This is a genomic window from Microbacterium sp. cx-55 (assembly GCF_021117345.1).
In the GTDB taxonomy this organism is placed as follows: domain Bacteria; phylum Actinomycetota; class Actinomycetes; order Actinomycetales; family Microbacteriaceae; genus Microbacterium.
The window spans coordinates 2,750,275-2,762,795 of the sequence record NZ_CP088261.1 but is presented as its reverse complement, the minus strand read 5'-3'; the positions used below and the strand labels follow the sequence as shown (position 1 = coordinate 2,762,795).

General features: G+C 70.0%; 11 protein-coding genes. 7 read left to right on the top strand and 4 right to left on the bottom strand.

Features of this window, described 5'->3' with window-relative positions:
- Nucleotides 1-87: 87 nt before the first annotated feature.
- Nucleotides 88-1,065: a MetQ/NlpA family ABC transporter substrate-binding protein gene (locus tag LQ938_RS13085; RefSeq protein WP_223722629.1), complete on the bottom strand. Its 978-nt coding sequence runs from the start codon at nt 1,063-1,065 to the stop codon at nt 88-90.
- Between the two features lie 314 nt (nt 1,066-1,379).
- Between LQ938_RS13085 and LQ938_RS13080 the strand changes: the two genes are divergently transcribed.
- The 3 genes from LQ938_RS13080 (at nt 1,380) to LQ938_RS13070 (ending at nt 5,403) form a co-directional block, all read left to right on the top strand.
- Nucleotides 1,380-2,396, top strand: coding sequence for a pyridoxal-phosphate dependent enzyme (locus tag LQ938_RS13080; protein WP_223722630.1), 1,017 nt, complete (start codon nt 1,380-1,382; stop codon nt 2,394-2,396).
- Nucleotides 2,393-3,550, top strand: a complete 1,158-nt coding sequence (locus LQ938_RS13075) for a cystathionine gamma-synthase (RefSeq protein ID WP_223722631.1) — start codon at nt 2,393-2,395, stop codon at nt 3,548-3,550. The genes LQ938_RS13080 and LQ938_RS13075 overlap by 4 nt, the downstream gene beginning before the upstream one ends.
- A 119-nt stretch (nt 3,551-3,669) precedes the next feature.
- Nucleotides 3,670-5,403, top strand: a complete 1,734-nt coding sequence (locus LQ938_RS13070; protein WP_223722632.1) for a hypothetical protein — start codon at nt 3,670-3,672, stop codon at nt 5,401-5,403.
- Nucleotides 5,404-5,416: 13 nt separating this feature from the next.
- Here LQ938_RS13070 and LQ938_RS13065 read toward each other — a convergent pair whose 3' ends face one another.
- Nucleotides 5,417-7,384: a sensor histidine kinase gene (locus LQ938_RS13065; protein WP_223722633.1), complete on the bottom strand. Its 1,968-nt coding sequence runs from the start codon at nt 7,382-7,384 to the stop codon at nt 5,417-5,419.
- Between the two features lie 63 nt (nt 7,385-7,447).
- On the opposite strand from LQ938_RS13065, the gene LQ938_RS13060 reads away from it, so the two are divergent.
- Both LQ938_RS13060 and LQ938_RS13055 read left to right on the top strand, forming a co-directional pair.
- Nucleotides 7,448-7,810: a response regulator transcription factor gene (locus LQ938_RS13060; RefSeq protein ID WP_223722634.1), complete on the top strand. Its 363-nt coding sequence runs from the start codon at nt 7,448-7,450 to the stop codon at nt 7,808-7,810.
- A gap of 28 nt (nt 7,811-7,838) precedes the next feature.
- The gene (locus tag LQ938_RS13055; protein ID WP_223722635.1) at nt 7,839-8,666 is read left to right on the top strand and encodes an endo alpha-1,4 polygalactosaminidase; all 828 of its coding nucleotides are present in this window, start codon (nt 7,839-7,841) and stop codon (nt 8,664-8,666) included.
- Between the two features lie 10 nt (nt 8,667-8,676).
- Here the strand turns inward: LQ938_RS13055 and LQ938_RS13050 are convergent, their stop codons facing one another.
- Entirely contained in the window at nt 8,677-9,543 is an 867-nt protein-coding gene (locus tag LQ938_RS13050) for a cation-transporting ATPase (protein WP_223722636.1), read from the bottom strand.
- A complete protein-coding gene (locus LQ938_RS13045; protein WP_223722637.1) occupies nt 9,543-10,571 on the bottom strand; it encodes a TerC family protein in 1,029 nt (342 codons plus the stop codon). The genes LQ938_RS13050 and LQ938_RS13045 overlap by 1 nt, the downstream gene beginning before the upstream one ends.
- A 195-nt stretch (nt 10,572-10,766) precedes the next feature.
- On the opposite strand from LQ938_RS13045, the gene LQ938_RS13040 reads away from it, so the two are divergent.
- Entirely contained in the window at nt 10,767-11,930 is a 1,164-nt protein-coding gene (locus LQ938_RS13040) for a MalY/PatB family protein (protein WP_223722638.1), read from the top strand.
- Nucleotides 11,931-12,010: 80 nt separating this feature from the next.
- Nucleotides 12,011-12,469, top strand: a complete 459-nt coding sequence (locus LQ938_RS13035; protein WP_223722639.1) for a VanZ family protein — start codon at nt 12,011-12,013, stop codon at nt 12,467-12,469.
- Nucleotides 12,470-12,521 lie beyond the last annotated feature (52 nt).

Genomic DNA, 12,521 nt, shown 5'->3' with positions numbered 1-12,521 from the left:
CTCCTCGGACACACGCTGACTTGCCTTGAATGCACGGGCGACACAGCGTGTCGCCCGTGCATTCAAGGCAAGTGAGGCGGGGACGGGTCAGCCGTTCGAGGCTGCGGACTTCTCGAGCTCTGCGAGCTTGTCGCGGAGCGTCTCGACCGGAACCTGCACGAGCACGGTCGCGCCCTTGTCCTCGGTCTCGAGCGCCTCGGCGGCGCGCGGGTCGGCGTAGGCCTCCTCGAGGATCTTCCAGGCCGGGTCGTCCGCGTTGTCGGCGCGGCTCGCGATCACGTTCGTGTACGGCAGGTTCTTCTCATCGAGCGAGTCGTCGAGGTAGAGCGCGTCGTCGGCGGTGATGTTCTGCGACGGGTCGAAGTACGACAGCCCCACGACGACGGCCGACAGGCTCGGGTCGTCGAACTGCTGCGGGATGGTGGTGGCGGCGATCGGCACGAACTCCAGGTTCTGCGGGTTCGCGGTGATGTCGTCGACGGTCGGGAAGTCGCCCGCATCCGAGGACAGCTCGATGAGACCCGCCGCGGCGAGGATGCCGAGTGCGCGTCCGCCGTTGGAGGGGTCGTCGGGGATGGCGATGCGTCCGCCATCCGGGATCTCGTCGGTGCCGCCGAGGGTGGCGGAGAAGATGCCCCACTGCGTGATGACGGTGGAGAAGACGGGCGTCAGGTCTTCGCCGTTCTGCGCGTTGAAGTTCGAGAGGTACAGGATGTGCTGGAAGGCGTTGCCATCGACCGTGCCGGCGGCGAGTTCAGTGTTCGGCAGCACCCAGTCATCGACGTTGACCCACTCGACGTCCAGTCCCTTCTCGGCGGCGATGTCACCGATCGCGCTCTGGAAGTCGGTGTCCTCGGAGGTCGCGATGCGCAGCGTCAGGCGCTCGTCGCCCGCGGCGGCGCTGGTCGGGGAGTTCGTGAGCGTGTTGACGATCACGACGACTCCGACGACGAGCGCCACGGCGACGACGGCGCCGATTCCGATGAAGATGTTGCGGCGTCGGGTGCGGGCGGAGCCGACCGACGACCGGAGGTCGCTCTGGGCTGCGGGGTCCTTGTCGGACATGGTGTTTCCTCTCGGGTACGGGAGCAGGTGCAAAGTGCATCGTGGCGAGCCGATCGGGTCGCTTCCCCCATTGCGCCAGGGAGGCCGATCGGAGTCGAATCGGGCCGTCACGAAACGTTGCGCGTCGTCACGCGGGGTCATCTGCGGCCGATCTCCGGCGCCCGCGCGGTCGGTTCGCGGTGGTAGGGTCGTCGCGTGCTGTCCTGTCGCTGTTGTCGCTGAGTGATCCCGCGCGTTCTCGCGCGCACTCTTCTCGACTTCCGACAGCCGCCGCGATGGGATAGCCCCGCGGCTCCCGAAACAGGACACCCACCATGCGTTACGCCCAGAGCGTCGTCGACCTCGTCGGCAATACCCCCCTCGTCCGCCTCACCCACGTCACGGGCGACATCGCCGCGACCGTGCTGGCGAAGGTCGAGTACTTCAACCCCGGCGGTTCCGCCAAGGACCGAATCGCGAGCCGCATCATCGACGCGGCCGAGCGCGACGGGCTGCTGCGTCCGGGCGGCACGATCGTCGAACCGACCAGCGGCAACACCGGCGTCGGACTCGCGCTCGTCGCGCAGCAGCGCGGATACCGGATGGTGTTCGTCGTGCCCGACAAGTTCGCGGGCGAGAAGGTCGCCGTGCTGAAGGCCTACGGCGCCGAGGTCGTCGAGACGTCGACCTCCGTGCCGCCGGAGGACCCGCGTTCGTACTATTCGGTCTCGGACCGCCTCGCGCGCGAGATCCCCGGGGCCTTCAAGCCGAACCAGTTCGCGAATCCGAACGGCCCGCGCAGCCACTACGAGACCACCGGCCCCGAGATCTGGCGCGACACCGACGGCGAGATCACGCACTACGTCGCGGGCATCGGCACGGGCGGCACGATCAGCGGCACCGGGCGGTTCCTGAAAGAGGTCTCGCACGGTGCGGTACGCGTCATCGGCGCCGACCCGATCGGTTCGATCTACGCTGGCGGCGAGGTGCACGGATACGACGTCGAGGGGGTGGGGGAGGACTTCTACCCCGACACGTTCGACCCCGCGGTCGTCGACGAGTACCTGTCGATCTCGGATGCGGATGCGTTCGCCATGACCCGGCGCCTCGCCCGGGAAGAGGGTCTCCTGGTCGGCGGATCGAGCGGCATGGCGGTCGTCGCGGCGCTCCGCGCCGCCCGCGATCTGCCGGCCGAGGCGGTCGTGGTGGTCGTTCTTCCGGACTCCGGTCGCGGCTACATCCGCAAGATCTTCGATGACGACTGGATGCGCGACCACGGCTACGAGGTCGACGTCCCCGCGCCCGCCACCGCCCACGCTGAGTCCGCCTCGAACGCAGGAGTAGAACGATGACCGAGAACGCCGCACGCGGATTCGCGAGCCTCGCCGTGCACGCCGGACAGGAGTTCGACCCGACGACGGGCGCGGTGATCCCGCCGATCCACATGTCGTCCACCTACGCCCAGGACGGTATCGGGGGCCTCCGCGGCGGATACGAGTACGGACGCAGCGGCAACCCGACGCGCACGGCGCTCGAAACGCAGCTCGCGGCGATCGAGGGCGCCGCGCATGGCATCTCGTTCTCCTCCGGCCTCGCCGCCGAAGACGCGCTGCTGCGCGCTGTACTGAAGCCGGGCGACGAGGTGCTGCTCGGCAGCGACGTCTACGGCGGCACCTACCGTCTGATCGCCCGCCTCCTCGCCCCGTGGGGGGTGGGCCTGCGCATCGTCGACATGAGCGACCTCGCCGCCGTCGAGCACGCGCTGAACGAGCGTCCCGCCCGCATCCTGTGGGTGGAGACCCCCTCGAACCCGCTGCTGAAGATCAGTGACATCGCCGGGCTCGCCCGGCTCGGCCGTGCCGCCGGGGCGCTCGTCGTCGTCGACAACACGTTCGCCTCTCCCGCTCTCCAGCAGCCGCTCGCCCTCGGCGCAGATGTCGTCGTCCATTCGACGACCAAGTACCTCGGCGGTCACTCCGACGTCGTCGGCGGTGCGATCGTCACGAACGATGACGCCCTCGCCGAGCAGGTGAAGTTCCTGCAGTTCGCGGCCGGCGCCGTCTCCGGACCGTTCGATGCCTGGCTGACGACACGCGGCATCAAGACTCTCGCCATCCGGATGCGACAGCACAGCGCGAACGCGGATGCGGTCGCGCGTTTCCTCGCGGCCGACAGTCGGGTCGCCCGCGTCTACTACCCGGGACTCGAGTCCCACCCCGGGCACGAGATCGCGGCGCGTCAGATGAGCGGATTCGGCGGCATCGTGTCGCTCGAACTCGCCGACGGCCCGGCCGCCCGCACGTTCGCCGAGAGCACGCGTCTGTTCACGCTCGCGGAGTCCCTGGGCGGCGTCGAGTCGCTCGTGAACTACCCCGACGAGATGACGCACGCCTCCGTTCGAGGCACCGAGCTCGCGGTTCCCGTCGAGCTCGTGCGGCTGTCGGTGGGCATCGAGGATGCCGACGATCTGATCGCCGATCTGGATGCTGCGCTCGGGGCCCTCTGAGTCGTATCGCGCGGGCATCCGGCACCTGCCGTTAGAATCCCCCTGAGGCCGCGCCCGAACGCGGCTCAGGGAGCACCAATGTCAGTTGCGCGGGTGGTCATCGCCGCGCCCGCGATCGCGTGAGTCGATCGACGGGCAGGTTCGCTCCGCGCGGACGGCGCCCGGGCCAGATCCTCCGCTCGGCCGTCGACGTGTGGTGGGCGACCCTCAGCAGCGGACGATTCTTCACGTGGTGGTCGGCGGCGGTGTCGCTCGTCGTCAGCGTCACGATCCTGGGCGCGTACTCGGGGATCGACCTGGCGCGCGAGTACGTGCCGGCCCTGGGTATCTCGGTGCTGTCGTGGTCGCTGCTGGTGCTCGGCATGCTGCCGATCGCGTACGAGGAACGGCGGATGCGGACACCGCTCGCCCGGGGGCTGCTGGTGCTGAGCGCGATCGTCGTGGTCAGCGGCATCCGTCCGCTGCTCAACGATGCGCTCGCGCTGCTGCTCCTGCCTGATCCGACCGTGGGCGGCTGGCCGCAGCGGATCGCGACGAACCTGCTCGTCTGGATGCTGCTGCTGTCGCTGGTCGCGGTCGCCACGGTCGGATACTCCACGACCGAAGCCGTGAACCAGCGGCTGCGGCGTGCGTTGGCGGCGCTCGCCGTCGCCGACCGCCGCGCCGACGCCTTCGCCCGCGAGTCTCGGGTGGCGTTGGCTGATCGCATTGGTCTGATCCGTCTCGAGCTCGCAGCGCTCACGGCCGATGCTCCCGGCTTCGACGACGTCCGGCGCTTCTCGGAGGTGGTTCGGGCGGCGAGCCACGACCTGGAGGATCGCGCCGGGATCGAGCTGACCGAGCTGCGGGTCGACACCGCACCGGCCCCCGCCGCGCCTCGGGCGCACCGACCGTTCCTCACGCGCCTGCGCCCGCCGCCGACCCTGTCCGTGCCGATCGCCTACCTGATGTGCAGCCTGCCCTACATGCTCCAGGTCGCGCCCTGGTACCTGATCCTGATCGCGGCGGTGCTGGCGATCGCACTCGGCCGGGTCGCGGACGTCGTCAGCCGGCGCCCCGTGCGTCGGTCCCCGCAGACGCGAGGCGCGGTGCTGCTGGCGGCATGGCTCGTCGTCGGCGTCGCGATCACCGCGGCCGGACTGTGGCTGCTGCCCGCGGCCGGCGTCACCGCCCTCGTTCCGCTGATCGCGTTTCCCGGGGTCGCGGTGGTCGCCGCGCTCTGCACGGACGCCGTGCACCGCTCACGGGTGCGGTCGCGCCTGCTTACCCGGGCGCTCGCCGATGAGGCGGTGTCGCTCACGGCGCGCACCACGCGCACGCGGGAGATGCTGCGAACCGCGGCAGGCGAACTGCACGGGTCCGTGCAGGGGCGCTGCGTCGTCTTCGCGGCCGCGCTCGAAGATGCCGCGGCCACACCTGCCGAGGCCGCGGACTTCCGCATCCGGATCGAGGCCGCACTGGATGCGGTGCTCGCGCCCGCGGTCGACAGCCAGCCCGGTGTCGACGAGATCGGCGACATTATCGCCGCGTGGTCGCACGTGCTCGAGATCCGCGCGGAGCTCGACCCGGAAGCGGTGGAGGCGTTATCGACGAACCGCGGCGTTTCCCAGCGGGTGGCGGCGGTGGCGAGCGAGGGCTTCGTCAATGCGGTCAAGCACGCGGGGGCGCGTCACGCGGCGCTGTCGGTGCACGCGGGCACCCTCGATGACCGGCCCGTCCTGCAGGTCGAGGTCGTCTCTCCCGGGGTGCTCGCCCCCGGAATCGGGCCGCTGGGGCGGGGCGTCCGGCACGTCGGCGGCGAGGTGTCGCAGCGCGGCGATTCGGTCGTGCTGGCCGCGACGGTCGCTCTCTGACGCGGTCTTCGGGTTACCCGCGCGGCAGGCGCAGCGACGCGACGAGCCCGCTGTTCTCGCCGGCCGACAGCTCGATCGTGCCGCCGTTGCGCTCGGCGAGCTCGCGGGCGATCGAGAGTCCGAGCCCCGCTCCCGGAGTGTTCTCCCGCTCCGCGGCGGGCGCACGGTAGAAGCGGTCGAACGCATGCGCGCGGGCGTCAGCGGGCATTCCCGGTCCCGAGTCCGCGACCGAGATGACCGTGTCGTCTCCGTCCTGCGCGGTGCGGATGCGGATCGAGCCGCCGTTCGGGGTGAACTTCAGCGCGTTCGAGACCAGGTTGCCGAGCGACTGCACCGCATCCGGTGGGTACACCCGCACCGTGTCGTCGTCCTGGGTCTGCACGCGGATGGTGAGGGACTTCGCATCGGCGATCGGTTGCTGCGTCATGACGACGTCGTGGATCAGATCGTGACTGTCGAGGGTGCGAACGGCAGCCGGGTTGACCGGGGCGGCGCTCGCGCGGCCGAGCGTCAGCAGGTCTTCGACGAGCGCGGACAGCCGTGCGCCGTTGCGCATGATCACCCCGACCCACTCCCGCTCGGTGGCAGTCAGATCATCCGACTCGGCGAGGAACTCGGAGTAGCCGAGGATGCTGGTGATGGGCGTACGCAACTCGTGGCTCGTCGTGGCGACGAAGTCCTCCCTTTGCCGTTCCAGGTCCATCCGGGCGGCCCGCGCGGCGTCGCGCTCGAGTTCCGCCTCGACGCGAATCTGCGTCATCCGGACCGTGCTGGAGACATCGATGATCTGAACGGCGAACCGCGTCGACAGCTCGGGGAGCGGGTTCGCGACGATCCGGATGGTGTACCCATCGCGTTCGTACACGGACTCGGCACCGGTATCGAGCGCTGTGCGGGCGCCCGCCTCGAGGGGGCCCGTCCAGCGGCCGTCGTCGTCGACCTCGGCCGCGACGGCGTTCTGACCGGCGCCGTTGGCCCACACGACCCGCGACGCTCCGCGGCTTCCGTCGGCGATGAGGAGGCCGACCTCCGACCCGACAAAGCCACCGGTCACGAGCTGCATCGTCTGCGCGGCTGCGCGCGTCGCCACCCGCAACTGATTTCTCGCGGTGACGAGCAGCACGGTCATGACGGCCAGGGCGACGAGGAAGACGTCGATGAGCGCGGCGGAGGGGATGCCGACCGTCGGGAGGATGCCGAAGGGGCCGCCGCCAGCGAGGGAGAGCAACAGAACGGCGACGCCGATCAGCAGGGACTGGGCCAGCGCCATGACCATCGGGAAGCGGAAGGCGGCCCACGCGACGAATGTCAGCGGGATGAACGCCAACGGCAGCTGCGCGCCGGGGCGGAACACGAGATAGACGGTCGCTCCGACGAGGACGGTCTGCAGCGCGACTTCCACCCAGGAGAACCGCTCGAGGATCTGCTCGGGCAGCACGGCGAACGGCGCGATCAGCAGCACGGCGGCAGCGTGCGACGAGGCGGCGGTCGCGAACGTCGACCCGAAATCGCCGCTCGCTCGCACGGCCACGACGGCCCCTGCCAGGGCGCCGATGACGAGGGCTCCGGCGGCGACGGCCAGCACGAAGCGCAGGCCATCGATCACGGTCGACAGGGCGAATCGTCGTCGCCTGCCCGCCAGGATGGCAACGACCACCGCCGCCTCGGCGGCGTTGGCGATCGCGAACCCGATGGCGACGCCCGGCTCGCGTCCGCCGATGAGGTTCGCGGCCGCCGTGACGACCAGGACGAGCCCGATCGCGCCCAGCCGCCTTCGGGGCGCGATCGCGAGCACGAAAGCGACCGAGACTCCCGCCGCGGGCCACCAGGCGGCGACGATCGACCCCTCGCCTGACGACGTGACTCCCCACACTCCGAGCGCACCGATCGTGACTGCGGCGAGCAGCCACACCCACCACGACGGCACCCACGAGCGGTACTCCCCACCCCCGAGGCTTGTCAGCGAGGTCGCCGGCTCCATAAAGTGAACGTACCGTGCGTGATGCACCCACGGCGCTGTGCGGACCGACGCAGAGGAGCTGCCGTGGCCGTCATCCTGGTCGTCGAAGACGACAGCGACGTCGCGGGCCTCATCGAGCATCGGCTGTCCGCTTCCGGGCACACCGTGACGGTCGCCGGTGACGGCATCGAGGGACTCGCTGCCGCGCACGAGATCCGGCCCGACGTCGTCATCCTGGATTGGATGATGCCGCGCCGGAACGGGGTCGAAGTCTGCGAGGACCTGCGCGCGGAGATCGCGTTCGACGGCGTGAAGATCATCATGCTCACCGCGCGTGCCCAAGCCGCGGACATCGAGCGGGCGTACACCGCGGGGGTGGACGACTACATGACCAAACCGTTCTCGCCCCGCGAACTGCTCGCCCGGGTCGAGGCGCTCGTCGGCTGACCGGGGTGCGGCCGGGCAGGATGGGGGAGTGAGCTCCCTCTCGACCCGGCTTCTGGCCGCCTTCGCGGTGACACTGGCGGTCGGGGGTGTCGCCGGCTGCACATCGGATGCGGGCGGGCACGCCGCATCCGTCGCCCTCCCGCCTGCCGGGGCACCGCTGGATTACCAGCTCGGGGGCGCGTACGACCCCGATCCGCGCGTCGAGATCGTCGATCGGGACCGGGCGGCAGAACCGGCCGAGGGCCGCTACTCGATCTGCTACCTCAACGGATTCCAGACGCAACCGGGTGAGCGTGCGGACTGGCCGGGCGAACTCGTGCTGACGGATGCGGTCGGCGACGACGTCATCGACCCCGATTGGCCCGACGAGTCGCTGCTCGACACCGGGAGTGCCGCGAACCGCGCGGCGATCGCCGAGCGGATCGGCGGGTGGATCTCCGGGTGCGCGGAGGCCGGATTCCAGGCCGTGGAGTTCGACAACCTCGACTCGTACACGCGCTCGGACGGTGCGCTCGAGCTGGGTGACAACCTCGCGCTCGCCGAACTGCTGGTGACCTCAGCCCATGCGCACGGCCTGGCCGCCGGACAGAAGAACGCGGCCGAAGACGCCGCACGCCTCCGGCGCGACGCCGGCTTCGACTTCGCTGTGGTCGAGGAGTGCGCGGTGTACCGCGAGTGCGGGGCGTACACGGCGGTGTACGGCCCGCACGTCGTCGACATCGAGTACACGGATGCGCTGCCGCGCCCGTTCGCTGAGATGTGCGCCGACGAGGACTCGCCCGCCTCCATGGTGCTGCGCGACCGCGGGCTCGCCCCCGCCGGTGACGCCGCGCACGTCTTCGAGCTCTGCCCCTGAGGGCTCCGCGTCAGCGTCCGAAGAGGTCGCCGAGCCCCGGGATCTCGAAGCCCGATCCGAAGTCGGTGATCTGCTCGCCGACGCCCGATACCTGATCCCCGACGCCCGAGGCCAGATCCCCGGCACCCGCCGCGAACTCGTCCAGCCCGCCCAGGGCGTCGAGGTCGATTCCGGCGGCCAGTGCATCGAAGTCGACGCCGAATCCGGCGGCCTGTTCGAGCAGCGGCCCGGCCACGGAGCTGATCACCGCACCGCCGGCCACCGCGCCCAGCACGCCACCGGCTGCGAGGCCGGCGCCGCCGAGCGCCAGGCCGGCGCCGCCCATTCGCGAGCGTCCGCGTCCGTCGCCGGCGCGAGCGAGGAGACCCCGCAGCACGCCGGGTCGGCTCGCCTCCGTCCGCGCGGCGGCGCGGGCCAGGTCCGGAGCCTCGGCCGAGCGCGGGTGCTCGTGCGGGGGAAGTTCGGACTGCATCCGCGCCGCGATGTGTGCACGCTGCTCCGGAGAGAGCCGCGCGAACGCCTCGCGGTGCACCTGCTCGATCTGGTGCGGGTCGGCCGTCTGCAGCAGGTAGTCGTACCGTGCGATGGCGGCGCGATCGGCCGCATCCGCGGGGCCCGACGGGGGAGTCGTGGCCGGAGCGGACGAGCGGTTCTGCCCGTACGCGGACTCGCCGGGAACGTAACGAGCGGTCGACGGCGGTGTGCTCGGGGTCGACGACCGGTTGTCTCCGGTGAGAGCGCTGGCCGCACCCCGCACCATCGACGTCCAGTCGGTCCCGCCGCCGGAGGATCCCGTCCGGGAGCCGGATCCGGAGCCGGATCCGTTCTCGTCGAGGGCCTTCTTCGCCATCCCGATGATCTTGGACAGCTTGCCCATCAGCGGGCCGTCTCGTCGCTGGAGGTGATCTCCTCGCCCTGCACGCGGTCGCGGTCGCTCTTGGACTTGTCGCCGCGCGTCTTCATCAGGCTCGCAACCGTCGCGACGGCGATCGTCGCGGCGATGAACACCAGCGAGAGCCACGTCGGGATCTCCGGCACCCACAGCAGCGGCTCGCCGCCGTTGATGAACGGGAGCTCGTTGACGTGGAGGGCGTGGAAGACGAGCTTCACGCCGATGAAGGCGAGGATGACCGCGAGGCCCTGAGCCAGGTACACCAGGCGCTCCAGCAGACCGCCGATGAGGAAGAACAGCTGACGCAGACCCATCAGGGCGAAGGCGTTCGCCGTGAACACGATGTAGGCCTCATTGGTGAGGCCGTAGATGGCCGGGATCGAGTCGACGGCGAAGACCAGGTCGATGAAGCCGATCGCGACGATCGTGAGCATCATCGGCGTGAAGAAGCGCTTGCCGTCGATCTTCACGGTGAGCTTGTCGCTGTGGTACTCGTCGGTGATGGGGAGGTGACGGCGGACGAACTTCATGAATCGACCGTTGGCGGGGTCGCTCTCGCCGTGGGAGAAGGCCTGTCGGTAGGCGAGGAACAGCAGCAGCGCACCGAAGATGTAGAAGATCCAGGAGAAGTTCTCGATCAGCGCCGCCCCGACCGCGATGAAGCCACCGCGCATGATCAGAGCGATGACGATCCCGATCATCAGGACCTTCTGCTGGTACTCCTTCGGGACGGCGAACCCGGTCATCACGATGAGGAAGACGAACAGGTTGTCGACCGACAACGCCTTCTCGGTCAGATACCCGGCGAAGTATTCGCCGCCGAACTGCCAGCCGGAGACCATGCCGATTCCGACACCGAACAGCAGCGCGAGACCGATGTAGAACGCCGACCAGCGAGCGGATTCGCCGATCGTGGGTGCGTGGGGCTTTCGCACATGCGCGAAGAATTCGTAGACGAAGAAGGCGATCGTCACGGCAATCGTGATGAGCCAGATGAGCGGGGTGACCTGCATGGACGTACTCCAAAAGGGGGTGGCGCGGACAATGACGCCAAGGTCTCCTCCGCTCCGTGACCGGAACCGGCGACCCGGGATGCAACGATGCATCCGTATTGACGGGCCGACCGCAGACGGGAGTACTCCCCTTGCTGTCGACAAGAATACTGCATCACGGGGGCGCCGGGCGCCGCAATCGGTAGGCTCGCGCCCATGGTCCATCCTTTCGACGAGCGCACCCGGCGGATGCTGGATCGACCGGAAAGCCGCAAGTGGAGCTTGTATCCGGGAACGATCGGCGCGTGGGTCGCCGAGATGGACTTCGGCACCGCGCCCGAGGTGACCGCCGCGCTCCACCGCGCGATCGACGAGGAGAACCTCGGCTACCTGTCGCCCACCGTCGCGGCGCGGCTCGGACAGGCGACCTCGGAGTGGCTGGCGCACGATCAGGGTTGGGCGGTCGATCCCGAGTGGGTCCACCCGGTCGCAGACGTGATGGCCGCGCTCGGCGCCGCGGTCGAGCACTATTCGCCGGCAGGTTCCGCGGTGATCGTGCCGACGCCCGCGTACATGCCCTTCCTCACCTATCTGCCGAGCATCGGGCACCCCGTGGTGGAGGTGCCGGGCCTCGTGAACGCTGGGCGCTGGCAGCACGATCTCGACGCCATCGACGCGGCCTTCGCGGCGGGTGCGCGCACCCTCGTGCTCTGCAACCCGCACAACCCCACCGGCACGGTGCTCGAGCGGGCCGAGCTGCTCGCGATCTGCGAGATCGTCGAGCGGCACGGCGGTCGGGTGTTCGCCGACGAGATCCACGCCCCCATCCGGTACGGGGGCGCCGTGCACGTGCCGTACGCATCGATCTCCGAGGCGGCTGCCGGGCACACGATCACGGGAACGAGCGCCTCGAAGGCGTGGAACATCCCCGGCATGAAAGCGGCGCAGCTCATCACCTCGAACGCCGCGGATGCGGAGCGCTACCGCCGCTTCGGGTTCGCCGTCGTGCACGGCGCCGCGACGCTCGGCGTCGTCGCGTCGACCGCGGCCTATCGCGACGGCCGACGCTGGCTCGCGGAAACCAACGCGTACTTGGACGGCAATCGGCAGGCGCTCGCCCGTCTGTTCGCCGACGCACTTCCCGGCGCGCGCTATGCACCGCCCGAGGCGACGTATCTCGCCTGGGTCGACGTCTCGGCGCTCGGCCTCGACGATTCGCCCGCCGCCTTCTTCCGCGAGCGGGCCGGGGTAGTGCTCACCGACGGCGCCCTCTGCGGCCGCGGCTACGAGGGTTATGTGCGGATGGTGCTCGCGATGCCGCGGCCGATCCTCGACCAGGCGGTGCACGCGATGGCGGATGCGGTGACCGCCCGCCGTTGACCCGGCCCCCGCGCGCGCCGCACGGCGGATTGCCGCGCGGTTGTCACGGGATCGAAAACTGGCCCGGATACGGTGTCAGGATGCAGCAGCGAACCACGGCCGAGCGGCGCGCACGCGTCCGTGCCGCGGTGCTGCTCATCGCGTACCTGGTCGCGGCGGCGCTCGTCGCGTTCTGGCCGGTACCGGTCGACTCCGGGGCGACCGGGTTCCTGCACCGGGTCGAGCAGATTCTCCCGTGGGCCACGTACCGGCGGATCGAGTTCGGTGCGAACATCGTGTTCTTCGTTCCGTTCGGGTGGCTGCTCAGCATCCTGCTCGATCGATCCCGCCATCTCGTGCTGCCGATCGGCATCGTCACCACCGTCGCGATCGAGGCGATCCAGGGGGAGCTGCTGTCCCAGCGGACGGCGAGCATCTACGACGTCCTGGCCAACACGACCGGAACGTGCGTGGGGATGCTGCTCGCGGCCATCTGGGCGCGGCGTACGCCTGTCCGGCCCGTTTGGCAAGACCCCGGCACGGATCCGAGCCGCGCCTAGCCTGAAGTCAGCCGCACGGGTTCGCGCTCGAACCTTTGCCGACAGCATCACG